Origin of the sequence: Streptomyces luomodiensis (assembly GCF_031679605.1) — a bacterium.
GTDB lineage: Bacteria > Actinomycetota > Actinomycetes > Streptomycetales > Streptomycetaceae > Streptomyces > Streptomyces luomodiensis.
On sequence record NZ_CP117522.1, the window covers coordinates 1,173,374 to 1,197,725 of the forward strand.

At 72.7% G+C, this 24,352-nt stretch carries 20 protein-coding genes and 1 pseudogene; 10 read left to right on the forward strand and 11 right to left on the reverse strand.

The window, feature by feature from the left end; genetic code table 11:
- Nucleotides 1-154: 154 nt before the first annotated feature.
- Nucleotides 155-643 carry a glutathione peroxidase gene (locus PS467_RS04735; RefSeq protein WP_268970181.1) on the reverse strand — a complete coding sequence of 163 codons (489 nt, stop codon included), beginning with the start codon at nt 641-643 and terminating at the stop codon, nt 155-157.
- A gap of 153 nt (nt 644-796) precedes the next feature.
- Nucleotides 797-1,711 carry a YceI family protein gene (locus PS467_RS04740; protein WP_311039761.1) on the reverse strand — a complete coding sequence of 305 codons (915 nt, stop codon included), beginning with the start codon at nt 1,709-1,711 and terminating at the stop codon, nt 797-799.
- Between the two features lie 313 nt (nt 1,712-2,024).
- Here PS467_RS04740 and PS467_RS04745 point away from each other — a divergent pair, with 313 nt between their 5' ends.
- From PS467_RS04745 to fxsT, 5 genes are all read left to right on the forward strand, one after another.
- Nucleotides 2,025-2,585: a hypothetical protein gene (locus PS467_RS04745; protein ID WP_311034132.1), complete on the forward strand. Its 561-nt coding sequence runs from the start codon at nt 2,025-2,027 to the stop codon at nt 2,583-2,585.
- Between the two features lie 180 nt (nt 2,586-2,765).
- Entirely contained in the window at nt 2,766-3,893 is a 1,128-nt protein-coding gene (locus tag PS467_RS04750; protein WP_311034133.1) for a phosphorylase family protein, read from the forward strand.
- A 368-nt stretch (nt 3,894-4,261) separates the two neighbouring features.
- Nucleotides 4,262-5,758: a VMAP-C domain-containing protein gene (locus PS467_RS04755; protein ID WP_311034134.1), complete on the forward strand. Its 1,497-nt coding sequence runs from the start codon at nt 4,262-4,264 to the stop codon at nt 5,756-5,758.
- Nucleotides 5,755-6,933, forward strand: coding sequence for an AAA family ATPase (locus PS467_RS04760; RefSeq protein WP_311034135.1), 1,179 nt, complete (start codon nt 5,755-5,757; stop codon nt 6,931-6,933). Before PS467_RS04755 ends, PS467_RS04760 begins: the two co-directional genes overlap by 4 nt.
- A complete protein-coding gene (gene fxsT, locus PS467_RS04765) occupies nt 6,930-11,309 on the forward strand; it encodes an FxSxx-COOH system tetratricopeptide repeat protein (RefSeq protein ID WP_311034136.1) in 4,380 nt (1,459 codons plus the stop codon). The genes PS467_RS04760 and fxsT overlap by 4 nt, the downstream gene beginning before the upstream one ends.
- 103 nt (nt 11,310-11,412) lie before the next feature.
- On the opposite strand, the gene PS467_RS04770 is transcribed toward fxsT, so the two are convergent.
- The 5 genes and pseudogenes from PS467_RS04770 to PS467_RS04790 all read right to left on the reverse strand — a co-directional run.
- On the reverse strand, nt 11,413-13,143 hold the full coding sequence (locus PS467_RS04770) for an aKG-HExxH-type peptide beta-hydroxylase (RefSeq protein WP_311034137.1): 1,731 nt from the start codon (nt 13,141-13,143) through the stop codon (nt 11,413-11,415).
- A gap of 96 nt (nt 13,144-13,239) precedes the next feature.
- On the reverse strand, nt 13,240-13,416 hold the full coding sequence (locus PS467_RS04775; protein WP_311034138.1) for a hypothetical protein: 177 nt from the start codon (nt 13,414-13,416) through the stop codon (nt 13,240-13,242).
- A 162-nt stretch (nt 13,417-13,578) separates the two neighbouring features.
- On the reverse strand, nt 13,579-14,334 hold the full coding sequence (locus PS467_RS04780) for a DUF4232 domain-containing protein (RefSeq protein WP_311034139.1): 756 nt from the start codon (nt 14,332-14,334) through the stop codon (nt 13,579-13,581).
- Between the two features lie 276 nt (nt 14,335-14,610).
- Complete coding sequence (locus PS467_RS04785; RefSeq protein ID WP_030825263.1) at nt 14,611-14,880, reverse strand: DUF1876 domain-containing protein; 270 nt, start codon at nt 14,878-14,880, stop codon at nt 14,611-14,613.
- A gap of 32 nt (nt 14,881-14,912) precedes the next feature.
- Nucleotides 14,913-15,560 (reverse strand): annotated as a pseudogene (locus PS467_RS04790) (phosphoribosyltransferase); the annotation flags it as partial.
- Nucleotides 15,561-15,662: 102 nt separating this feature from the next.
- Here PS467_RS04790 and PS467_RS04795 point away from each other — a divergent pair.
- Nucleotides 15,663-15,902 carry a hypothetical protein gene (locus PS467_RS04795; RefSeq protein ID WP_268970191.1) on the forward strand — a complete coding sequence of 80 codons (240 nt, stop codon included), beginning with the start codon at nt 15,663-15,665 and terminating at the stop codon, nt 15,900-15,902.
- Nucleotides 15,899-16,657 (forward strand): DUF72 domain-containing protein, encoded by a 759-nt coding sequence (locus tag PS467_RS04800; RefSeq protein ID WP_311034140.1) that lies wholly within the window; start codon nt 15,899-15,901, stop codon nt 16,655-16,657. The genes PS467_RS04795 and PS467_RS04800 overlap by 4 nt, the downstream gene beginning before the upstream one ends.
- Nucleotides 16,658-16,682: 25 nt before the next feature.
- Here the strand turns inward: PS467_RS04800 and PS467_RS04805 are convergent, their stop codons facing one another.
- The 4 genes from PS467_RS04805 to PS467_RS04820 are packed head-to-tail and all read right to left on the reverse strand — an operon-like array spanning nt 16,683 to nt 20,991.
- Nucleotides 16,683-17,507 carry a carbohydrate ABC transporter permease gene (locus PS467_RS04805; RefSeq protein WP_311034141.1) on the reverse strand — a complete coding sequence of 275 codons (825 nt, stop codon included), beginning with the start codon at nt 17,505-17,507 and terminating at the stop codon, nt 16,683-16,685.
- Complete coding sequence (locus tag PS467_RS04810) at nt 17,504-18,412, reverse strand: carbohydrate ABC transporter permease (RefSeq protein ID WP_311034142.1); 909 nt, start codon at nt 18,410-18,412, stop codon at nt 17,504-17,506. Before PS467_RS04810 ends, PS467_RS04805 begins: the two co-directional genes overlap by 4 nt.
- Nucleotides 18,409-19,830 carry an extracellular solute-binding protein gene (locus PS467_RS04815; RefSeq protein ID WP_311034143.1) on the reverse strand — a complete coding sequence of 474 codons (1,422 nt, stop codon included), beginning with the start codon at nt 19,828-19,830 and terminating at the stop codon, nt 18,409-18,411. Before PS467_RS04815 ends, PS467_RS04810 begins: the two co-directional genes overlap by 4 nt.
- 33 nt (nt 19,831-19,863) lie before the next feature.
- Nucleotides 19,864-20,991: a carbohydrate kinase family protein gene (locus PS467_RS04820; protein ID WP_311034144.1), complete on the reverse strand. Its 1,128-nt coding sequence runs from the start codon at nt 20,989-20,991 to the stop codon at nt 19,864-19,866.
- A 150-nt stretch (nt 20,992-21,141) separates the two neighbouring features.
- On the opposite strand from PS467_RS04820, the gene PS467_RS04825 reads away from it, so the two are divergent.
- From PS467_RS04825 to PS467_RS04835, 3 genes are all read left to right on the forward strand, one after another.
- Entirely contained in the window at nt 21,142-21,903 is a 762-nt protein-coding gene (locus PS467_RS04825) for a DeoR/GlpR family DNA-binding transcription regulator (RefSeq protein WP_311034145.1), read from the forward strand.
- A complete protein-coding gene (locus tag PS467_RS04830) occupies nt 21,900-23,264 on the forward strand; it encodes a 6-phospho-beta-glucosidase (RefSeq protein ID WP_311034146.1) in 1,365 nt (454 codons plus the stop codon). Before PS467_RS04825 ends, PS467_RS04830 begins: the two co-directional genes overlap by 4 nt.
- Before the next feature lie 279 nt (nt 23,265-23,543).
- Nucleotides 23,544-24,305: a DeoR/GlpR family DNA-binding transcription regulator gene (locus PS467_RS04835; RefSeq protein WP_268970199.1), complete on the forward strand. Its 762-nt coding sequence runs from the start codon at nt 23,544-23,546 to the stop codon at nt 24,303-24,305.
- The last annotated feature ends 47 nt before the right edge of the window (nt 24,306-24,352 follow it).

A 24,352-nucleotide genomic window follows, 5' to 3' on the forward strand; every position in this document is an offset into this window, starting at 1 on the left:
CCTTGTCGCGGGCCGCACCGTCGCGGGCCACACCGTCTTGACGGATGAGCCGGGTGCGATGTGACAGGGCGATGGAGCCGGCCCGGCGGGCGAGGCGGCCGTGGCCCCTCACCCGCCCTCGTCCCGGCTCACCTCACCGGGGAAGCCGCGCCTCTCACCGGGGGAGCTGCGCCTCGATCGCGGTGACCACCTCGGCCGCCTCCGGCTCGGTCCGCGGCCGGAACCGGCCCACGACCTCACCGGCCGGCGAGATCAGGAACTTCTCGAAGTTCCACTGCACATCCCCCGCCTCGCCCTGCGCGTCCGGCGTCCGCGTCAGCTCGGCGTAGAGCGGATGCCGCTGCTCGCCGTTGACATCGGTCTTCTCCAGCAGCGGGAAGGACACCCCGTAGGTCGTCGAGCAGAACGTCTGGATCTCCTCGCTGGTCCCCGGCTCCTGCCCCGCGAACTGATTGCACGGAACGCCCAGCACGGTGAACCCGCGCCCGGCATAGCGCTGCTGCAACCGCTCGAGCCCCTCGTACTGCGGGGTGAGACCGCACTTGGACGCCACGTTGACCACCAGCAGCGCCGCGCCGCGATGCTCACCGAGGGAGGTCGGCTCGCCGGTGAGGGTGCGCAGGGGAATGTCGTACAGGCTCATGGGATCAACCGCCTTCGTCGTTCGATGGACGAGCCCAATCTATGCGCCGGCCGGATCATCCGGTGGCTCGTCCTCGCCGTGCTCCGCACGTGATGCGAGACAACGGTGGGGCGGACCACAGGGCCCGCCCCACCGCCGTTTCGGACCGGAGGATCACTCCGGCGGCGTCGGCATGTCGGGGGCGCGGTACATCGCCTGGATGTCGAACTCCAGCTTGACCGTGGGGCCGACCACGGCGATGCCACGGGCGAGCATGTTCCGCCAGTTAAGGGTGTAGTCCTCGCGGTGCAGTTCGGCGGTGGCGAGGGCCGCGCAGCGCAGTTCCTGTTCGTAGCCTCCGTTCACGGCGCCGAGGTAGGTGGTGTCCAGGGTCACCGAGCGGCTGACGCCGTGCATGGTGAGGGGGCCCTGGATGGTCCACTTGGGTCCGCTGCGCCAGGTGAAGCGGTTGCTGACGAAGTGGATCTCCGGGTAGTTCTCGACGTCGAGGAAGTCGGCCGAGCGCAGGTGGTTGTCGCGGGTGTTGTTGCCGGTGCTGATGCTGGAGGCGTCGATGACGACCTCGACGCGGGAGTCCTCCATCCGCTCGGCGACGTGGATACCGCCCCGGAAGCGGGTGAAGCGGCCGTGCACATTGGCCATGCCGACGTGGCGGGCGATGAACCGGATCGCGGTGTGCGGCGGGTCGAAGAGCCAGGTGCCGGGCGGGGGGAGTTCCAGCTGCTGGGAGGGCTCCAGCTGCACCCTGCGGGCCGGTTCGCACTGGCCCGGGGCGATGTCCACGGTGAAGCGGTTGGGCTGGAGACCGCTTCCGGTGACCAGCACGGTGTACGTCCCCGGCTCGAGCGTGGCGAGGAACAGTCCGTGCGGATCGGTGGTGGCTCTGGCCACGGTACGGGCGGCGCCACGCGTTTCGGTGACGGTCACCTCGACGCCGCCCATGGGCTCGCCGACCGGATCCAGGACCTCGCAGCTGAAGGCTCCGGCGCCCACGGGCATGGGCATCCGGAGCGCTGGTCCACGGTCCGGGCGCTTGGTGCGCCTGCGCCGCAGCAGTCCGAGAGGCATTGCAGTCATCTCACTAACGGTTATCTGGGTACGGGGGTGTCCATGATGGTGCTTCACGGTGCACCGCGAACGCCCGGGGGGTGGATGTCGGCCGCGTCCGACGATCTTGCGCGCCGCGCCGCTCGGCAACTCCCCCCTGCGCGAACGGGTTTCGGCACGCCGCGGCCCCACCGGGCCGGCGGCCCGCGCGGCGGCCGGGTCATGGCGGTACCGGAAGTCGCGGGCGTACGGAATAAACCAGTCGTAGGGGCGGAAACAGTCACCACGGGGGCCGGTGACGACGAATCCGGCACGCGGTCACAGAGGGGGAACGGTGACGCGAGACGACAGCACCGACGGCGAGGCGGCCGCGGACCGGCTGCTGATCGTGGAGTACGAGCAGGTGAAGGAGGAACAGCGGGCGCGGATCGGGTTCCGCGACAATCTGCTCTACGCGACGCTCGCCTCGATGGCGGCCATCATCACCTTCTCCCTCCAGGGGCACGGACGTCCGGAGCTGCTGTTGCTGCTGCCCCCGGCGTCGACGCTGCTGGGCTGGGCGTATCTGGTCAACGACGAGAAGATATCGGCCATCGGGCGGTATGTCCGGGAGGATCTGGGGCCGCGGCTGGGGACGCGGGCGGCTCCGGGCCGGCCACCGGTGTTCGGCTGGGAGCGGGCCCATCGCGACGACGGCCGCCGGGTCTCCCGCAAGCGGCTTCAGCTCGCGGCCGATCTGCTGCTGTTCGGGGTGGCGCCGATCGCCGCCCTCACCGTGTACTGGACCTCGGAGCCGGTGCGGGCGGTGCTGCTGGCGGTGTCGGTGGCGGAGGTGGCGCTGGTCGCCGTGCTGGCGGTGCAGATCGTGCTGTACGCGGATCTGCGCCGGCCCTGAGCCATGGGGCGCACGGGGGCGGGTCGGGTCCGTAAGGTGGTGCCGGAGGCTGTCCCAGGCGGAGCATCGCCCTCGTACCGGGCGTACTTGGGTGCTTGGGTGATGCGACAACGCGGCGAGCGGCCGTGCCAGGCGCCGGGAGCAGGGCGCCTCCTTTGACGACAGGCCCTAGGGGGATACGTGGGCGCTGGTGACAACGGGGTGGCGGCGCGGGCCGATGTGGTGGTCCTGACCGCGCTGGAGGTCGAGTACCGGGCGGTCCGCGCCCATCTGGAGGATCCGCGCCCGGACCGGGCGGAGCGGGGCGCGCTGTTCGAGCTGGGCGTGTTCCGCGACGGGCCCGCCGCGCGGACGGTCGCCCTCCATATGACCGGTCCGGGGAATCCGGGCGCCGCCGCCTCGGTCGAGCGGGCCGCGGCGCTCTTCGCGCCCCGGGCGGTGCTGTTCGTGGGGGTCGCGGGCGGCCGTAAGGACGTCGCGCTGGGGGATGTGGTGGCCGCCGACTCGGTGTACGACTACGAGACCGGCAAGGACACCGAGACGGGGTTCCTGCCCCGGCAGAAGACCTATCAGTCGGCGTACGGCCTGGTGCAGCTGGCCCGGCTGGTGGCGGCGGGCGACACATGGCAGCGCCGGATCCCCCCGGGGGACGGCGCCCCGCGCCCCCGCGCCCATGTGAAACCCCTCGCGGCGGGCGGGCGGGTGGTGGCGCACCAGCGCTCGGACGTCGGGCTGAGGCTGGCGGCCGGCGCGGGGGACGCGCTCGCGGTGGACATGGAGGGCTTCGGCTTCCTCGCGGGCGCGTATGTCAACCAGCATCTGGACGCGCTGGTGATCCGTGGCGTCTCGGATCTGCTCGGGGACAAGGGCGAGGCGCACGACGAGCGCTGGCAGCCCGTGGCGTCCCGGCACGCGGCCGCCTTCGCCTTCGAGCTGATCGGCCGGCTCCCGGTGGCCCCCGACGCACCGGCGGCCCGGCCGTCCGCCGCCCGTACGCCGCCCCGGGCCGCCGTACCGCGCGGACAGCGGCTGACCATCCACGACCTCGGCGGTCTCGCGGACACCTTGCTGGCCGTGTCCGGGATGACCTCGCCCGCCCGCTGGCAGCAGCTGCTCGATGAGCTGCCCACCGTCGGCACCGCGGTGGGCCGCCAGTCGGCGAGCCGCCCGGAGGCCCTGTCCCTGCTGCGCACCTGCGAGGCGCGCCGGGCGCTGCGGGAGCTGGTGGAGGTGGTCGCGGTGCTCGCCCCGGACGATCCGGCGGCCGCCGAACTCGCCCGGCGGGTCGAGGAGCTGGGTCTGGAGTGACCCTTCTCACCCTCCCGTCCCGGCGGCCAACCTTCCGCGCGGGGGTCCGTGCTCGCCCCGGCCGCCGAGGGACGGCGGCCGTCACCCGGCGCCGCCGGAAGCGTCCAGGTGGGCCCCGCGAGGACGGCTCGCCACCGCGCGGAGGTACGCTCCCCGGGCCGGTCGCCGGGAGGTGTCGCCGAGGCGGCGGGGGCCGTCCGGGGGCGGCGGGCGGCGCCGCGGACATCCTCGCCCCGGGGTGTCAGGAGAGGCTCGCGGGGCATACAAGTTGTCCGGAGTCCGGGCGGGTGGCGCCCGTGTGGGGGAAGGGCTCCGGCGGGATCATCGGCGGCGGGGACCGGTGATGCGGCCTCGGGGGAGGGCAGCGCATGGCGGTCATGGGGGAAGGTGGCCTGAAATCGGTCGGCAACCTCGTCACGGCGTTGAAGGAGTTCCGCTGTCTGACGGATCCGGATCTGCGCTCGCTGTGCCTGGATCTGGTCGCCATGGAGCTGGAGATGACCAGCCTGCCCGTGCGCGCCCACCGGGTGACCGACTACTTCCTGGTGGAACTGGCCCGCGAATGCCTGGAGAACGCGCGGGTCATGCACGCGCTACGCGCGTCCCTCGCGGTGCTGGCGGCGGCCGACGAGGACGCCATGAAGCGGCTCGACTCGGTCATGGAGCAGATGACGGCCCGTCCGGCGCTGCCTGGGGCCGCCGTCGCGAAGCTGCGGTCGCTGCTGGAGGAGCTGGAGGTCGAGCAGCTCGGCCAGTTGTGCCGCATGGCCGCGGGCCCGCTCCAGGACGTCCCGGCGGTCACCGGCCCCTGGCACGCCTTCGAGGTGCTGAGCCGGATGAACGCGCAGCCGGGCGGGCTGCCGCCGCAGCTCGCCCTGGTGGAGTACCTCGCGGCGGCCGCGCGTCCGCTGCGCAGAGCCGACGAGCTGCGCGAATGGGCCGATGAGCAGGCCCGGGAGCTGGGTCTGACGCCCCAGCTGCGGTCGCTGCGTCAGCAGGTGGGGCACGCCGCCCCGGCCGGGCCGGTGGACGCCTATCTGGTGATCCGGCTGCTGCCGCGGGAGGAGTCGGGGGCTTACGAGCTCTCGTCCTGGTACCAGTACGATCCGACCGGCTGGCATCCGGTCCGCGGCCCGGTCGCCCAGGTCACCTCACAGACGGCGGAGCGGGCGGTCCAGACGCTGGTGTACGAGGCGGCCGAGGAGTGGGACGACGCACGGGCGATCCACGTGGAGTTCATGCTCGGCCCGGATGACCTGAATCTGCCGGTCCACCGCTGGCGTCTGGAGCTCGACAGCGAGCTTCCCACCCCGCTGTACATGGACCACCCGGTGGTCGTACGGAGCCTGGAGAGAAGCCGGACCAGACGCTGGCACCGCGAGTGGAAGCAGCGCTGGAACCTCTTCGAGCGGCAGCCCGAGCGCGCCAGACAGCTCGTCGTGGACGGCGCGGACCCGGACAGTCCGCGCTCCGGCGACCCCACCGCCCTGCTGGCCCGGCTCAAGGCCGATCCGCATGTGGTCGCCCTGGTCCTGACCTCGCCCCCGGGCACCACCCCCGAGGGCAGCGCGGAGGCGCTGGCCGCCTGGCGGGCCGGGATCCCGCTGGTCGCCTGGGACGGCCGGAGGGTCCGGGACCCCCGCTTCGTCGAGCGCCTGAGACAAAAACCGGCCGACGCCAGCGGGGACCTGGCACGGCTCCGCGAAGCCGTGACAGAGTTACGTCTGGACGCCCATACGATCGACGCCGCGGAGCGGGAGCACCACCTCGGGCAGCATGTGGTGCTCGTCTGGGACGACCCGACCCGCCCCGTGGAACCGCAAGGACGCATGACGGGGCCGGACGAGGGGGTGGGTGCTCGATGAGCGACGGAGAGCCTGCGCGACGGCACAACGGACAGATCCACCCTGATGCGGCCGCCTCGGGCGCGCCGCCGTCCGGGATACCCCGCCCCTGGTGGATCTACCAGGGCACCGGGCGCCCGCTCCGCGATGTGAGCCTGGAGGAGATCCTTCCGCCGCCGCCCCCGTGGCGTACCTTCGACGGGGTCTCGGCCTGCCCGGTGGACGGCGACGGCGCGCCCGGCGCGTTATCGGACCCCGAGGACCCGCCCGCCGAGCCCCCGGCGCCGCCGGAGGACGAACAGGACACCGCCCGGCGGATGGGCACCGCTCCCCTGGGCCTGCGCTCGGACCCGGAGGAGGCCGATCTGGTCAACGCGGCGCTGATCCTGAGGCGTCCCCTTCTGGTGACGGGCCGTCCGGGCACCGGCAAGTCGACGCTGGCGTACCGCATCAGCCGGGAACTGGGCCTCGGCCGGGTGCTGCGCTGGCCGATCACCACGCGATCCACCCTGCGGTCCGGGCTGTACGGCTACGATGCCGTCGGCCGGGTGCACGCCGCCGCGGCCGGTCAGGCGTCGGAGGGGGACACGCACGAACCCGGACCGGAGGACATCGGCGACTTCCTCCAACTCGGCCCCCTGGGCACGGCGATGCTGCCGCACCGGCTGCCCCGCGTCCTGCTCATCGACGAATTCGACAAATGCGACATCGACCTGCCCCATGACCTGCTCGACATCTTCGAGACCGGCGAGTACACCATTCCCGAGCTGGTGCGCATCCGCAGGCGCCGCCCGGCCGTATCGGTCCTCACCGACGATCCGGAGCGCAGTACCGTCATCGCCTCGGGGCGGGTGCGCTGCCGCGCCTTCCCCGTCGTCGTCATCACCAGCAACGGCGAACGGGAGTTCCCGCCCGCGTTCCTGCGGCGCTGTCTCCAGCTCCGGCTGCCCGACCCGGACGCGGACCGGCTGGCCGCGATCGTAGCCGCGCATCTGGGACGGGCCGACGATCCGCGTGCGCGGGAGCTGATCCAGATGTTCGTCGAGCGCAGCGAGCGCGAAGGCGGGCTCGCCGCCGACCAGTTGCTCAACGCGGTGTACCTGGTGACGTCCCAGTCACATGGTCCGGGGCCCGAGTGGGAGGAGCTGCTGCAAGCCGTCTGGCACCGGCTGGACAGCGCAGCGGGCTCGACATGACACATGACCCAGGCGGCAGGCCCGCCGGGCCCGGTCCGCGGGACCTCGACTGGCGACAGCTGGCCGACGCCCTGTGGCTGGCGGCCTGCACGGCCGGACGGGACCCTGGCCCCGGACGGCCGGCCCCCGGCCCCCTCCCCGGCACACCGGAGGCGGACCCTCCGCCGCCCGGCGCCGAACCGTCCGGCGAACGGCCCGACGAGCCCTCCGGCGAACCGCTTCCGGAGCCTGCCGGGGAGCGGCCGGTGCCCGAGGGCGGGGACGGGCCCACCGGCCCGGCGCCGCCCCGTCCCGCGGAGCTGGCCGGCGTGGCGGCGTCGCCCGGTGAGGCGGAGCCGGTGACCGTCGCGGAGACCTTCGCGCCCGTGCGCCGGCCGTCCGCCGATACCCCGCCGCTGCCCGAGCGCGCCCTGTCCCGGGCGCTGCGGCCGCTCAAGCGCACCTCGCCCTCGCCGGTCGAGACGGAGGTCGACGAGGAGGCCACGGCCGAGCGGGCGGCACGCGAGGGACTGTGGGTGCCCGCCTGCGTGCCGGTGCGCGAGCGCTGGATGGACGCCGTCCTGGTGCTGGACTGCGGCAGTTCGATGGTGGTGTGGCGGCGGACGGCCGCGCGTCTGGCCACCGTGCTTCGGCGCACCGGAGCCTTCCGGGATGTGCGGGTGCACCGGGTGAACACCGACCATCCGTGGTCCGAGGACCGATCGCCGGTCGACGGCATGCCGCCGCGCGGCAAGCGGACGGTGCTGGTGCTGACCGACGGCATCGGCGCGGCCTGGGCCGACGACAGCGCCCGGCGCGCGCTGGCCCGTTGGGCGCGGCACGCGTCGGTCGCGGTGCTGCACGTCCTGCGCCAGGGCCGCTGGCACCACACCGGTGTGGCCCCGGAGCGGGTGCGGGTGCGGGTGCCCGAACCGGGTGCGCCCAACGGCACCTGGCGGCGGGCGGACGGCGGCCCCTGGCCGGGCGGCGCACCGCCGGTTCCGGTGCTGGAGCTGGACGCGCGCTGGATGGCCAACTGGGCGCGGCTGGTGGCCCGGCCGTCGGTGCGCGGCGAGGACACGATGGCACTGCTGCCCGGCGCGCCGGCCGAGCGCTGGGAGCCCGAACCGGAACCGAGCGCCTGGGACCGCGTCTTCCGGTTCCGCGCCACCGCCTCGCCGAGCGCCTTCCGGCTGGCGTCCCGGCTGGCCGCCGCCCCGTTGAACATCCCCGTGATGGAGTTCGTCCAGGGGATCCATCAGCCGGAAGGCAGCCCCGGCGATCTGGCCGAGATCCTGCTGGGCGGGCTGCTGCGCAAGGTGGCCACCGCCGACCCGCTGGACGAGACGGGCATCGGCTACGAATTCCACGACGGGGTACGGGAGCTGCTGCTGTCCGCCGGGCTGCGGGACGAGTCGCTGTACATCCTCGGCAGCGTCCTGGACCGGCTGGGCCGCCGCTGGCAACCGCTGCTGATGCTGCGCGATCTGCTCAACCACCCCTCAGGGTCGGTGCGGGACCTGCCCAGGACGGAGCGCCTGCTGCCGTACATCCGCCTTCAGGAGCAGGTCTACCAGGCGCTCTCCGGACCGTATCTGGAAGGTGCGCGCTCCTTTCGCGCCCTGGTCCTGGCCCATCAGGCGCTCGTCCGCTCGGGGGAAAGCCGACCCGATCCAGTTGAAGACGCATCACACAGGGGAAAACATGTGGTCTCCGAGGCGGTTGGGATGACTGACTCCACGACTCCCCGAGCCGATCCGCTGTCCCAGGCCGACGATTCACCATCCCCGCCGGCGCACGGCACGCCGGGCCCGGCGGGGGAGCATCCGAGAGGAACATTCGTGTCCGTGACCGCTGCCCGGTCCCTGCCCGCGGCGGAGCGCCGCGCCGGGGAACCCCCGGCCATCTGGGGCAACGTACCGCCCCGGAACAACAACTTCACCGGGCGGCAGTCGTTGCTCGACACGCTCCACCAGCGGCTGCGCAGCGAGGGCACGGCCGCCGTGCTGCCCGAGGCCCTGCACGGGCTCGGCGGGGTGGGCAAGTCACAGATCGCCCTGGAGTACGTCCATCAGCACGCCGCCGACTACGACGCGGTGTGGTGGATCCCGGCGGAGCGCCCCGAGCAGATCCGCCAGGCGCTGGTCCAGCTCGCCGACCGGCTCGGGCTGCACGCGGGCATGGAGGCCAACACGGCCGTGCCGAGCGTGCTCGACGCGCTGCGCACCGGACGCCCGTGCCGCAACTGGCTGCTGGTCTTCGACAACGCCGAGGAGCTGGAGACGGTGCGGCCGTTCTTCCCCGCCGGCGGGCCGGGCCGGATCCTGGTCACCTCCAGGAACGCGCAGTGGTCGCGCGCCGCCCGCACCGTCGAAGTGGACGTCTTCGAGCGGGAGGAGAGCATCGAGCTGCTGCGCCGCCGGGGGCCGGAGCTGCCGCGCGACCAGGCGGACCGGGTCGCCGACGCGCTGGGGGACCTGCCGCTGGCCATCGAGCAGGCGGCGGCGTGGCTCACCGAGACGGGTATGCCGGTCGACGAGTATCTCCAGGTCTTCGAGGACGAGCGGGCCGATGTCTCCACCCGCCGCAGCGAGCTGCTGGCGGCGGGCGTTCCGGTGGACTATCCCGAACCGGTCGCCGCCGCCTGGAACATGTCGCTGCGGCGGCTCGCCGAAACCCATCCCGGCGCCCTCCAATTCCTCCAGATGTGCTCGTTCTTCGCCCCCGAGCCGATCTCCCGCCGGCTGTTCTCCGGGGTGCGGGGCGTCTCCCTCTCCCCCGAGCTGTCGGGGGTGCTCCAGGACCCCATCAAGCTCGGCCACGCGATCCGTGAGATCAACCGCTACGCCCTGATCAAGATCAACCACCGCAGCAACACGATCGAGATGCACCGGCTGGTGCAGGCCGTGCTGATCGGCCAGATGTCCCCGCAGCAGCAGGCGGACATGCGGCACAGCGCCCATGTGCTGCTGGCCTTCGGCGATCCCAATGAAGTCTCCCCGCCGAACTGGGGTCGGTACGCCGACCTCCTCTCCCATGTCCGGGCCTCGCGCGCGATGGAGTGCGACGACAAATGGGTGCGGCAGATGGTGCGGAACCTGGTCCGCTTCCTCTATACCTGGGGGGACCACCAGGGTGCGCTGACCCTTGGTAACCAGGTGCGGCGCAAATGGGTGGAGACGCTCGGCGAGGACAGCCCGGAGACGCTGGCCGTCTCCCGGACCCTGGGCCATGTGCTGACCGTGCTCGGCCACTTCGAGGAGGCCCGGGAGCTCAACCGCCGGACACTGGAGCTGCAGCGCGCCACCGAGGGCGACGACCACGAGAACACCCTGGTCAGTCTGGGCGCGGTCGCCGTCGACGCCCGCTACCAGGGCGACTACGCACGATCCGTGGCGCTGGAGAAGGACCGCTGGACCAGGACCCTGCGGCTCTTCGGCGACGAGGACCCCTACGCCATCGCCGCCGCGAACGACTACGGCGTGGCGCTGCGCGCGGCGGGGGACTACGCACGCGCCCGGGAGCTGGACGAGGGCGCCCGGCGCACCGCCGGTCTGGTGCTCGGCGAGGACGCCCTGCTGACCATCCTGGTGGAGGCGAACCTGACCATCGACGTCCGCGAGAGCGGCGACTACCTGGCCGCCCGCGACATGCTGGAGCAGACCTGTGACCGCGCCCGCCGGGTGCTCCCGCAGAACGCGCCCATCCTGGTCTACGCCCTGCGCAACCTGGCCGTGGCGCGTCGCAAGGCGGGCGACCACGAGGGCGCCCTGGACCTCAGCCGGGAGGTGCTGGAGCGCTACCGGCTGCGCTACAGCGAGCCCAACCTCCACATCACCACCACGGCCCTGAACCTCTCGATGGATCTGCGGCAGACCGCCGACCTGGAGGGCGCCCGTGAGCTCGGCCGGAAGTGCCTGGAGGACATGCGCGTCTCCCTCGGGGAGCGGCATCCGGTCACCATGAGCGCGGCGACCGACCTCGCCGTGACGCTGCGGCTGCTGGGCGAGACGGACGAGGCGCTCGCGCTGAACAAGGAGACGCTGCCGGTGCTGGTCGAGCAGTTGGGGGCCGACCACCCCGTGGCGCTGGCCTGCGCCATCAACATGGCCAGCGACCACTACACCCTGGCGGACTACCAGGAGGCCCACGACCTGGACACCGAGACCCTGGCGGCCTGCCGGTCCCGGCTGGGCGCGGACCATCCCACGACGCTCGCCTGTGCGGTCAACCTGTCGGCGGATCTGCGGGCGCTGGGCGAGGGCAGGCAGGCGGAGGAGCTGCACCAGGACGCGCTCCGCCGGATGCGCCAGGTGCTGACCGCCGGCCATCCGGCGACGGTCGCGGCGGCCCGGGGCATCCGGGCGGACTGCGATATGGAGGCGATCGCCGTCTGAGTCGCCACCGAGCCGCCACCTGAGGCGCCGTCCGACCCGCTGACCGCGTCGCCTCCGAGCCACCGTCCGCGTCGCCGTTCGGGCGGGCCGCTCCGCGGGCCGTTCACCGGCGCGTGCGGGTGCCGATCCACCGCGCCAGCGACACCGGATCGGGACCCGTGCCCGCCGCGGTGCGCACCTCCCGGTGGACGGCCAGGACCAGCTCGGGGTGGCTCAGCAGCGTGGTCCTGGCCGTGCCGGCCGGCAGGCTGAGCGCGAGCCCCGCCCATGCCGCGATGTCCTCCGGGTCCGCCTCCACCCGGCCCCGGTAGCCGCGCAGCGCGGCGGCGGTGTCCCCCGCGGCCCAGTCGAGGTCGGCCCGGTCGGGGGCGTCGCCACCATCGGGCGTCCCCGCTCCCCCGCCTGCACGCAGCCGGGCGAACCCCGCCGGGTCCCTGAGCCGGTGCCGGGCGAGCGCGGGGCGCGTCAGCGCCTCGGTGGGGGCCGGCCGGACCGAGGTCCCCGGCGGTTCCCGGGGCGGCGCGGTCCGCTCCCGCCAGGCCCGTGCCCACCGGGCGAGCTGCCCGGGGTCCGGCCGCAGATGGCGCATCCGGTGGACGATCCGGTGGTCGTCGATCAGATCGGCCGCCAGGCGCCCCGGCAGGGCCGGCACGGGCCGCACGAGCCACTCGGCCAGCCGCTCCTCCAGCCGGTGCAGGAACTCCCGTCCCGTGGGCGTCAGCTGGGCGTGGCTGAGGAGCGTGCGCAGCCCGGCGGAGGTCTGTGCCCGGCGCAGGGCGAACTCGAACGCGGCGGTGGACCGGGCCGGCCCGGCCTCGGCGCGGCGCATGCGGTCCTGCCAGAATCCGGTCACGCCCAGGAACGCGTACACGCCCTGGAGGAGTCCGCGCAGGGGCCTCGGGTCCAGCCGCCAGGGCGCGTAGTGCACCTCCTCCAGCCCGTGTTCGATGAGCGGCACCAGGTCCATCAGGGCGCTGAGTTTGATGTGCTGGGCCTCGTGCACCAGCGCGGTGGCGAGGGCCAGCGCGTCCGTGGCCCCGCCCAGCAGCACGCATCCGTACGCCTCGGGTGAGGAGGCGCTGAACGGCTCGGGCCAGGCCACATAGGGCACGGGCACGACGGAGGTGAGGCAGGCGCCGATTCCCCCCGGATCGACATGAGGCTGTTGGGCGACCAGCCGCCAGGCGCTGTCGAATCGTTCCTGCCAGTCCGCCCGTTCTCCGTCGGTGAGCCGCTCCGGACCTCGGATCCGGAGAAAATCGCGATAGGGATCGATGTCATCGACAAGGGGTGCGCAGACAATTCCCCGGTGTTCTCCGCGCAGTCGCCGCAGACCGTACCAACCAGGGGCCTCGGCGGAGAAGTCGGCGGGCAGCGTCACAGAATGGGGGCCGGATAACACCGCCGCCTTCCGATCGGTCATGACGACTTCCACGACATCGGCCTCATGGGGAATGCGGGCGAATCCCAGGGCCGGCAGCATCACCCCGCGATCGCGCACCGGGACGGCGATACGGAAGTCGATTCCGGCGAGCAATGCGGCGGAGGCGGCCATGGCATGCAGATATCCCACCGTGCTCCACAGCGGTTCGTTTCCCGATTCCAGCCCGCGCAGTCTGCGCAGACAGCGGTTGAGCCACACTCCCACGGTGGGGTGCAGCAGCAGCCCCTCCACGGCGGCCGGAGAGCGGCGCTCGGCCTCGATCAGCAGGTGCCAGGCGTGCCGGGGCGAGGGGAGTGGGCCGGGCAGGGCGGGGTGCGCGGGGGCGATGTCCACCAGGGCGCGCAGCAGCAGCATGGCCCGGCTGCGCTGTCCCGACCTCAGCTCGGCCACGGCCGCAGGGCCGCCCGAACCCCGCGCCAACTCGGCGAAACCCTCCGCCGACAAACGATGGTTACGACCTCGTGTGGCGGAGAACGCCATGGCCGCCTAACTCACACAGACGTTCGACGCCGACGAGTTGCCGTTGACCGTCGGCGGGAACTGGACGACGTCCAGCAGCCGCTCCGTCACCGCGGAAAGCCCCTCGTGCCGCTCGAGGTCTGCGAGTGTCGCCCCCGAAAGGTCCAGCAGCTCCGTCTCGACCTCGGTCGCGACCCGCTCCATGACACCGTCCCCCTCCGGACGCTCCCTACCGGCTCCTATGAGGCATCCCCATGGTGGCCTACCCCTCTTGATTGCGAAAGGGTGAACACGGCCAGTCGGCGGCCGCCCCATCAAGATTTTCGGACACTTCCCCGCACGCGGACGCGCCTCGATATGCCGGTGTCACCCACCCGTTCCGGAGCGCACCGCCTCGACCTCGAAGACGCCTCCGCACACCCGGAAGGAGCGCGCCGAGGTCTTCATCGCGTCGAAGGAATCCGGCGGATAGACCCGGATCCGCTCGGGGGCGCGCCGGCACGGGGTGTCGGTCATGCCCTCGTTGAGCGTGTGCAGGTCGGCGGAGGCGCTGCCGCCGGGCGGCAGGGTGACCGTGGAGCGCGTGGGGCCGCGCCGGGTGGCGGGGTCGCCGATCGCGGAGCCGCCGGAGTCGAGCAGCGAGACCCCGGGATATCCGGTGAGGGTGCAGGTGGTGGCGGACGTGTTGGTGAACACCAGGGGCAGATGCACATTGCCGGCGCCCACGTCCACCCGGCCGGCCGACAGCGTCAGCTGCGTCCGGGAGCAGACGCGGCGGGCCCCGGACGCCGCGGCGGGCTGCGAGGAGGAGGCGCGCGAGGGCGCCGGGTGCGCCGAGGGCGGAGCGGACCGCGCGGTGTGCGAGGCGGACGGTCCGTCGGACGCGGTCCCGCTCCCGGGAGCGGCGGAGGAGGCCGCCGGGGCGGACGAAGGTGGCGCGGCGGAGGAGGCGGAGGTGACGGACGAGGCGCGCCGCGCGGAATCCCCGTCCCCGGTGTCGCTGCCGCACGCGGTGGCCGTGGCCAGCGCGCCGACCAGCAGGACGGATAAGACCGGCGGACGGAGCGAGCGGGGTCGCGATGCCGTCGTACGCCGAGGAGCCGAACCGTTCCGTGGACCCATGAGCGACCTCCCGAGGTCAGCCGTCGGCCGGGGCACCGGCCGCGGGTCGAGTGCCCCGGAGCCTGTGGTGCATGCCCCCTCCGGTCTCCCTTCCCCGTGTGGGCGGCCTCATGTCCGGGCGATGTCCGGGCGCACGGTGGGGAACGGAGCACAGGGGCGCACGGGCAGGAGGCGCCGGCCGCGGCGGCGTACGGGCACAGGAGCGTTGGCGTACGGGCACAGCGGCGTCCGCCGCGGCGGACGGCCGCCGCGGACGCTCCTTCGCCTCAAGGGGCCTTAGATCACCAAATGGGCCTTGGAGTGGGTGACTTCCTCGATGTCACCACCCGCCTTGCCGATCAGCCGGTGGGCCAGGTTGGTCAGCGCCCGCGCCGCCGCGATCTCCTCGCCGACCCTCGGCTGTGCCGGGTCGTCGGGATTCCGGTTGGCCCGGCCCTGAGCCAGCATCTCCGTGCCGTCGTGCATCCTCAGCCGGACGACCGCTTCGGTCAGCGGGCCGATCTCACGGAACTCCATCTGGATGTCGCATCCCACGATCGTCTCCATCGCGATCACCTCCTGCGTCACCTTCCAGAATGCGCCTCCCCCGTCTCTCCAGTCGACCGGGACAGCAACTCCACCACCTCGGCGTCCGTCGTCTGGGAGAAGTCCCGGTACCACTCCCCCACCGCCGCGAAGTCCGGGGGCGTGGAGAGGGCCACCACCTCGTCCGCGTCCTCGCGCAGCGTCGCGACCGCGTCCGGCGGCGCCACCGGGACGGCCAGGACCACCCGTGCGGCTCCCTGGGCCCGTGCGACCCGGCAGGCGGCCTGGGCCGTGGCGCCGGTCGCGATGCCGTCGTCCACGATGACCACCGTCCGGCCCTCGACCGGGATCCGCGAGCGGCCCCGGCGGAACCGCCCGGCCTTGCGGGCCAGCTCCTCCCGCTCGGTCCGCTCCACCTCGGCGAGGTCCTCCTCGTCGACCCGGCTCATCCGGACGATCGCCTCATGGACCACCCGCACCCCGCCCTCGCCGATCGCGCCGAACCCCAGCTCGCGGTGGTACGGCACGCCGAGCTTGCGGACGATGATCACGTCCAGCGGGGCATGGAGCGCTCGGGCCACCTCGTAGGCCACCGGCACCCCGCCCCGCGGCAGCCCGAGCACGACCGGTCGCTCATCGCCCAGGGGCCGCAGCGCCTCGCCGAGGCGCCGCCCGGCGTCCACCCGGTCGGTGAAGATCATGGTTCACCCCCGCGATGTGGGACTCGTCCGCGTAGGCCGGCCGGCGGGCCCCGGCGGCCCGCCAGAGCGCGCGAAAACCGGGGGCTCCGGCACCCTGGAGGTATGGAGCACACCACCGGCCCGGACGAGTCCGGATACCCCGTCTTCGTCGAGTCATTCGACGCCGACAGCCGCTACCGGCGGGTGCGGCTGCGCGGCCTGGGCTGTGAACCGCTCGAACGGGAGGAGTTCGAGCCGCGTGTCCGGCAGGTCTTCCCCGATATCGACCTCGACGACCCGGACCAGGTCCACTGGGCGGACCGGCCCGGACAGTGGCCGCCCTGGCATCCGGGCGAGGCATGACCGTCCTGGTCGGCACCTCGGGATGGCAGTACCGGGACTGGCGCGGCGGGCTCTATCCGCAGGGCTGTCCGCAGCGGCTGTGGCTGGAGGAGTACGCCCGCGCCTTCGACACGGTGGAGAGCAACAACGCCTTCTACCGGCTGCCCACGTACGACCAGTTCGCCGCCTGGCGGGAGCGCACCCCCGAGGGCTTTGTGATGGCGCTGAAGGCGAGCCGCTACCTCACCCACATCAAGCGGCTGCGGGATCCGGACGAGCCGGTGCAGCGGCTGATGTCCCATGCGGCCGGGCTCGGCGACCGGCTGGGCCCCGTGCTGCTCCAGCTGCCGCCCACCCTGCGGGCCGACGGCGAGCTGCTGGACCGCTGTCTGAGCCGGTTCCCCTCCGGGACGCGGGTGGCCGTCGAACCGCGGCACACCTCCTGGTGGACCGAGGAGATCCGCGCGGTGCTGGAGCGCCGCGCGGCCGCGCTGTGCTGGGCCGACGCCGGTTCCCGCCCGGTCACCCCGCTGTGGCGGACCACCGGGTGGGGGTATCTGCGCTTCCACGGCGGCCGCGCCGAGCCGGCCCCGCGCTACGGACACCGGGCGCTGGCCACCTGGGCGCGGCGGGTCCGGGACACCTGGCCGGCCGACGCGGAGGTCTACGCCTACTTCAACAACGACACGGGCGGGGCCGCGGTACGGGACGCGGTCGTCTTCGCCCGCGCCGTCGCCGGGCTCGGCCGCCCGGTCAGCGGCACCCCCTCGCCATAGCGCGGGTGCCGCTGACCGGGCGGCCTCACTCCTTCACCGCCCCGCCCAGCATGCCCTCGATGAACCGGCGTTGCAGCGCCACGTAGACCACGACCACCGGCAGCGCGATGAGCACCGAGGCCGCCGCGAGCAGCGCCGCGTCGGAGCTGTGCTGGCCCTGGAAGAAGGCGAGCCCGAGGGGGACCGTGCGATGGGCCTCGTCGCTGACCATGACCAGGGCCATCAGGAACTCGTTCCAGGTCCACATGAAGGTGATCACGACCATGGTGGAGATCGCCGGGCGGCCCATCGGGACCAGCACGCGCCACAGCGTGGTCCAGGTGGTGGCCCCGTCGAGCCGGGCCGCCTCGATCACCGCCCGTGCGCTGCCGCGGAAGTACGTGCGCATCCAGAAGACCCCGAAGGCCAGGGACTGCGCGGTCTGCGGCAGGATCAGCGCCCAGTAGGTGTCGGTGAGTCCGGCGTAGCGCAGATCGAAGTAGAGCGGGACGACCAGCGCCTCCTGGGGCAGCGTCAGCCCGATCACGAAGAGGTAGAACAGCACCGTGGAGCCGGGGAAGCGCATCACCCCGAAGGCGTAGGCGGCGAGGACGGCCAGCACGGTGGTGGCGGCCACCACGACCGCCGTGACCAGGACCGAGTTCCCCAGATAGGTGCCGAAGTGGCCACGGCTCCAGGCATCGGCGAAGTTGTTCCAGTGCAGACCGCCCTTGGGCAGCGAGAAGCCGGTGTCCAGGGAGCTCTGTGAGCCGAAGGCCGTGGCGAGGACGCCGATCACGGGGGTGAGCGCGATGACGGCGAAGAGGGCGAGGATGCCGTAGGTGACGGTGCGTTCCAGGCGTGTCGTCATGCCCGCCGCCCTTCCACGAGCCGGGCGGCCGCCACCGTCAGGACGAAGATCAGGACCGTGAGGGCCACGCCGACGGCGGCGGCCGAGCCGACCTGGTTGGTCTCGAAGGCCCGGTGGTAGACCTCGTAGGCGGGTACGGAGGTGGCGTTGCCGGGGCCGCCGCTGGTGGTGATGTAGATCAGGTCGAAGTTGCGCAGCCCGGCCACGATGGTCAGGGTCAGCGCCACCGCGATCTGCGGCCTGAGGCCCGGCAGGGTGACGGCGCGGAACTCGCGCAGCGGACCGGCGCCGTCCATCCGCGCCGCCTCGTACAGCTCGCGTGGGATGCGCTGGGCCCCGGCGAGGAAGAGGACCATGCACAGTCCGGTGCCGACCCAGGTGCCGACGACGCCGACGGCGGGCAGCGCCCAGGTGTAGTCGCCGAGCCAGGGGCGGGCGAGGCCGCCGAGGCCGACCGCGCGGAGGAGGTCGTTGAGCAGCCCGTCGGGGGCGAGGATGGAGCGCCAGGCCACGCCGACCACGATCAGCGCCAGGACCTGCGGAAGGAACAGGACGGTGCGGAAGAAGGTCATCCCGCGGACCCGGGCCCGGGACATCACGGCGGCCAGCAGCAGCCCGATGGCCACCGGCAGCGCCGAGTAGAAGACGAGCAGCAGCAGCGCGTGGAGGAAGGGGGCGCGCAGGCTCGGATCGCTGAACAGCGCGCGGTAGTTGTCGAATCCGGCGGGGGTGGCGACCGTCAGCCCGTCCCAGTGCACGAAGGACAGCCACACCGACTGTCCGAAGGGGTAGAGCAGGAAGACGGCGTACACGGCGAGGGCGGGCAGGATGTAGAGATAGCCGATGGCGCGCGGCTCACCGGGTGCCCGGCGGCGGTAGGCCCTGGTCGGGGCGGTGAGCCTCATCGGTTGCCCGCCGATGTGTGCTGCTCGCGCTGCTTCCTCATGAAGGCCCCGTAGTCCTTCTGCAAGGTCGCGGCGAAGGCGTCCGGGGAGGTCTTGCCGCTGATCACCCCCTGGAGGGCGGCCGAGAGCGTGTCGTAGAAGCTCGGGGTGGTGTAGTCGAGGTACGGGACGAGTCCGTCGGCGGCGCTCAGCCGCTTCCAGCCGGCGATCATCTGGCCGTCGGCGCTGTCCGGGGCGACCCGCGCCGCGGCCTGCGCGGGGACGGCGGGCAGCACGCCGTGCCGGGTCATGACGTCGGCGGCGTGCGCGTCGGTGAGGAAGTCCAGATAGGCGGCGGCCACCTCCGGGTGGCGGGAGCGGGAGGTGATGGACCAGGCCAGCCCCTGGCCCCCGGTGGTGACGGGGTTTCCGCCGGCCTTGGCGGGCGGGGGCGGCATGATGCCGAGCCGGTCGCCCATGGACTTCTTGAGGTCGGCCAGCTGCCAGGTGCCGGTCAGCAGATACGCGCCGTCGCCGGAGGCGAACTTCTTGGCCGCGTCGTCGTAGCCGAGTCCGTTGGCGCCCTTGGGCAGATAGCCGCGTTCCGTCCAGTCGGCGAGGGTCGCCGCGGCGCCCTTGGTGGCGGCGTTGTCGAAGCCGTCGCCGCGGCCGAGGACGGTGTCACGGGCACCGGCGGCGCCGAGCTGGTCGTGCAGCACCCCGAAGGTGTGGATGGCCGGGTACTTGTCGAGGTTGCCGAACTGGATCGGCAGTTCGCCCCGCTTCTTGAGCCGGGCCAGGCCGTCGGTGAACTCGCCCCAGCTGCGCGGGGGTTCCAGCCCGGCCCGCCGCAGCAGGTCCTTGTTGTAGTACAGGCCGATGTACTCGCCGGTCTGGGAGATGCCGTAGAGCCGCCCCCTGCCGAAGTCGCCGCCGTCGGCGGAGACCCGGTTCAGGTTGAGCAGTGTGGCGGGGTAGCGGGTGTTCCAGTCGTAGATCCCGGCGTAGTTGTCCAGCGGGGCGAGCAGCCCGGCCCGGACGAAGGCGACCATGTCCGGGTAGCCCTGGTTGGCCTGGATGACATCGGGCGGGTTGTTGCCGGAGACGGCGAGCTTCAGGGTGGTCTTCAGATCGGTGAAGCTGCGGGCGACCCGCTTGATCCGCACATTGGGGTACTTCTTCTCGAACTCCCGGTTCAGCTGCTGTATCTCGCCGTTGGTCCCGCCGCGTATCTCCTGGTCCCATACGGTCAGCGTGGTCTTTCCGGCCCTGGCCGGGTCGGGTACGGCGGTGGCCGCGCCGGTCCCGGCACCGGCGGCCCCCGAGCCGTCGGTGCCGGGCACACAGCCCGCGGCGAGCAGGACGGCACCGACGGCGAGCGCGGCCGGGGCGGCTCTGCCACGTATGCGGCGGCGCGCCCCGGTACGGGCGAGTTCCATGGGGTTCTCCTCGATGCGTCTGATCAGGGGCCGTCAGGACCGTTGGGCACTGTCATGCACCCGGAAGCCGATGGTGGGCAGCGCCCGCAGCCGCGGGCAGTCGCTCACCCGGTCCGGGATCAGATCGCCCAGGAAGGCGTAGCGGCGGGCGAGCCCGGCCGCGTCCGCGTGGCGGTCGGCCGACCGGCGCGCCCGGCTCCACCAGGCGGCCACCTCCGACCAGCCGGGAGCGGCCAGGGAGCCGCCGAAGTGCTGGACGGAGAGGGCGGCGGTGAGGTTGGCGAAGGCCAGCCGGTCCACGAGCGGCCAGCCCGCGAGCGTTCCGGTCATGAAACCGGCGACGAAGACATCGCCCGCCCCGGTCGGGTCGAGCGCGTCCACGGACAGTCCGGGCACCTCGGCGCGCTCCCCGGTGAGCGAGTCGATGGCCACGGCGCCCTCGGCGCCCCTGGTGACGACCGCGATCGGCACCAGCTCGGCCAGGGCGCGCACGGCCCGCTCGGGGCTGTCGGTGCGGGTGTAGCGCTGGGCCTCGGCCGCGTTGGGCAGGAAGGCGTGGGCATAGGGCAGGTCGGGCAGTGCGGCGGGGTCCCAGCGGCCGGATTCGTCCCAGCCGACATCGGCGAAGATCTTGGCTCCCTGGGCGTGCGCCCGGCGCACCCACTCCTCCTGGCGCCCCGGTTCGAAGGCGGTCACACAGGCGCGGGAGCGGGGCGGCGCGCCCTGGGCGGCGGGCGGCGGGGCCGGGTGTTCATGGGTGACCATGGTCCGCTCGCCCTCGTACGCCATGGAGACGGTGACCGGGGAGTGCCAGCCGGGGACGCGCCGGGAGTGGGTGAGGTCCACGCCCTCGCCGAGGGCGAGGCTCTCCCAGCAGTAGTCGCCGTAGACATCGGTGCCGAAGGCGGCGGCGAGGGTGGTGTGCAGCCCCAGCCGGGCGAGCGCGGTGGCCATGTTGGCGATGCCGCCGGGGCTCGATCCCATGCCGCGCGCCCAGGACTCGGTGCCGCGGACGGGGGCGTGGTCGAGCCCGGTGAAGATGATGTCCAGGAACACGGTGCCGGTGAGGTAGACGTCGTGCTCGGGGTCCGCGGGAGCGCGCAGCGCCGCCAGCGGGTCGATCGGTTGGATCGGATCGGGTGTTCCGGCCGTGGTGCTCACCGACGTGCCTTTCCTTGTGCGGCATGACCTGTTCGCGCCTGGGGCCCTTCTGACGGGGTGGCGTGAGCGACACCTTGCACCTCACCTGCGGTGAATGCAAGAGGTCAATCACAGTCGCGCAGACTCGCTCATCTGGAGTAGGTTGCCACCATGCTGCGAGAGACCCGCCACGAGAAGCTGCTGAGCATCCTCGGCGAGGAGGGCGTGCTGCCCATCGGGGAGATCGCCACGCGTCTGGGCGTCAGCGAGGCCACCGCCCGCCGGGACCTCACCGAGCTGGGCCGGGCCGGCCGGCTCACCCGGGTCTACGGCGGCGCGGTGGCCGCGCCCACTCCGGACGAGGAGCGTCCGTTCGGCGAGGTGGCGGTCGACGACCTGGACGACAAGCGGGCCGTCGCCCGCGCCGCCGCGGAGCTGGTCGCCGACGGCGATGTGCTGCTGCTGGACATCGGCACCACCACCCTCCAGCTCGCCAAGCTGCTGCGCGGCCGTCCGGTCACGGTGGTGACCAGCAATCTCGCGGTCTACGACGAGCTGCGCGACGACCCGAAGGTGACCCTGATCCTGCTGGGCGGGCAGGTGCGCGCCAACTACCGGTCCGTGGTCGGCTTCCTCACCGAGTCCAACATCCGTCAGCTGCGGGTCGGCCGGCTCTTCCTCGGCGCGAGCGGGGTGCTCCCCGACGGCAGCGTGCTGGACAGCACCCATGTGGAGGTGCCCGTCAAACGGGCCATGCTCGGCGCCACCCGGGAGGTGGTGCTGCTGGTCACCGCGGGGAAGTTCCCCGGTGACACCGGCCTCGCCCGGATCTGCGGGCCGGAGCGGATCGACACCCTGATCACCAACGAGACATCCGACCCGGCGACGCTCGCCGTGTTCCGCGAGGCCGATGTGGAGGTAGTGACCGTATGAGGCTGACTGTGCTGGGCGGCGGCGGATTCCGTATGCCCCTGGTGTACCGGGCCCTGCTCGAGGACACCGGGGACGAGGCCGGACGCTGCACCGAGCTGGTGCTGTACGACACCGACCCCGGCCGGCTGGACGCCATCCGCGCAGTCCTGGCCGAACAGGCCGAGGGCCGCCCCACCGCGCCCGCGGTCCGGGCCACCACCGATCTGGACGAGGCGCTGCGCGGCGCCGACTTCGTCTTCTCGGCCATCCGCGTCGGCGGCCTGGAGGGCCGGGCGCGCGATGAGCGGATTCCGCTCGGCGAAGGGGTGCTGGGGCAGGAGACGGTCGGCGCGGGCGGGGTGCTCTACGGGCTGCGCACCCTGCCGGTGGCGCTGCGGATCGCCGAGCGGATCGCCACCGTGGCCCCGGACGCCTGGGTCATCAACTTCACCAACCCGGCGGGCATGGTCACCGAGGCGATGCAGCGGGTGCTCGGCGATCGGGTGATCGGCATCTGCGACTCCCCGGTCGGTTTGTGCCGCCGCGCCGCGCGGGCGGTCGGCGCCGACCCGGACCGGGCCACCTACGACTATGTGGGCCTCAACCACCTGGGCTGGCTGCGCCGGGTGGTGGTGAACGGCCGGGACCGGCTGCCGGAGCTGCTGGGCGACACCGCCGCGCTGGAGTCGTTCGAGGAGGGCAAGCTGTTCGGCGCCGAGTGGCTGCGGGCGCTCGGCGCGCTGCCGAACGAGTATCTGCACTACTACTACTTCAACCGGGAGGCGGTGGCCTCGATCCGTCAGGCCCCGGCCACCCGTGGGGAGTTCCTCCGCGAGCAGCAGGCCCGGTTCTACGCGACGGCCGGCTCCGGAGCCGCCGGGGCGCTTCAGGCGTGGGAGCGCACCCGGCTGGAGCGCGAGGCCACGTACATGGCCGAGAGCCGCGAGGCCACCGGCGGCTGGGAGCGCGACTCCTGCGATCTGGACGGCGGTGGCTACGACCGGATCGCGCTGGCCCTGATGCGGGCCATCGCCCGCGATGAGCGCGCCACGCTGATCCTCAACGTGCGCAACCGCACGGCCGTCCCCGGTCTGGACGAGGACGCCGTGGTGGAGGTGCCCGCCGTGGTGGACGCGGGCGGGGCGCGCCCGCTGGCGGCCGGCGCGGTGGCGCCGGACCAGCTTGGCCTGATGCTCACCCTCAAGGCCGTGGAGCGCGCGGCCATCGAGGCGGCCACGACCGCGGCGGGCACCGAAGCGGGCACCGATTCGGGCATCGCCCGCGGTGCGGCCCTGCGGGCCCTCGCTCTGCATCCGCTGGTTGATTCGGTCAAGGTCGCGGGCAGGATTCTGGATGCCTCCGGGGCGCTCGACCGCCCATAGCACATGTCCGTTCGGGCATTCCCCAGTATCTGAACACGCCCGGTTGGGCTCCGTTCACGTCCTCTTTCGGTAATCGGGCGAGAAACGGGCCCACCGGGCGGAGAACCAGGCATCCGAGTTCCTCACCGTCCGTTGCCTCACCCCTGCTGAACTGCCAAGATAACGATCGTGAAACGGGCGCATACGGTCACGATCTCTCCTGCGCCAAGGCTGGCGGCTCTCGTTGCGTGCTTGTAAAACTGCCACGCAAGCTCGAAAGACCAAGGCAGGAGGTGCGGCGTGGACGCGGAGGAACGCCGTCGGGAGATCCTCGACACGGCTCGCCGTGCCGGCGTCGTGGACGTCGGCAAACTCGCCGCCGACCTCGGGGTGTCCAAGGAGACGGTGCGCCGCGATCTGCGTGTGCTGGAGCAGCACGGACTGGTGCGGCGCACCCATGGTGGCGCGTACCCCGTGGAAAGCGCCGGTTTCGAGACCACCCTCGCCTTCCGTACCACCATGCATGTGCCGGAGAAGTCGCGGATCGCGGCGGCGGCGGCCGATCTGCTGGGCGATGCCGAGACGGTCTTCATCGACGAGGGGTTCACCCCGCAGCTGATCGCGGAGGCCCTGCCCCGGGACCGGCCGCTCACCGTGATCACCGCTTCCCTCGCGACCGCCACCGGCCTCGCTCCCCGTGACAACACCACCGTGCTGCTCCTCGGCGGCCGGGTGCGCGGGGGCACGATGGCCACCGTCGACCACTGGGCGACGCATATGCTTTCGGGCTTCGTCATCGACCTGGCCTTCATCGGCGCCAACGGCATCTCCCGCCAGTACGGCCTGACCACCCCGGATCCGGCGGTCAGTGAGATCAAGGCGCAGGTGGTGCGGGTCTCCCGGCGGAAGATCTTCTCCGGGGTGCACACCAAGTTCGGAGCCGTCAGCTTCTGCCGGTTCGCGGATGTGTCGGATTTCGAAACCATCGTGACCGACACCGGTCTACCGCTGACCGAGGCACATCGCTATTCGCTGCTGGGCCCGCAGATCGTCAGGGTCTGACGTCCCTCCTCCGCTGTTTTTACTTTTTCCCCCGTCCCTTCGATTGG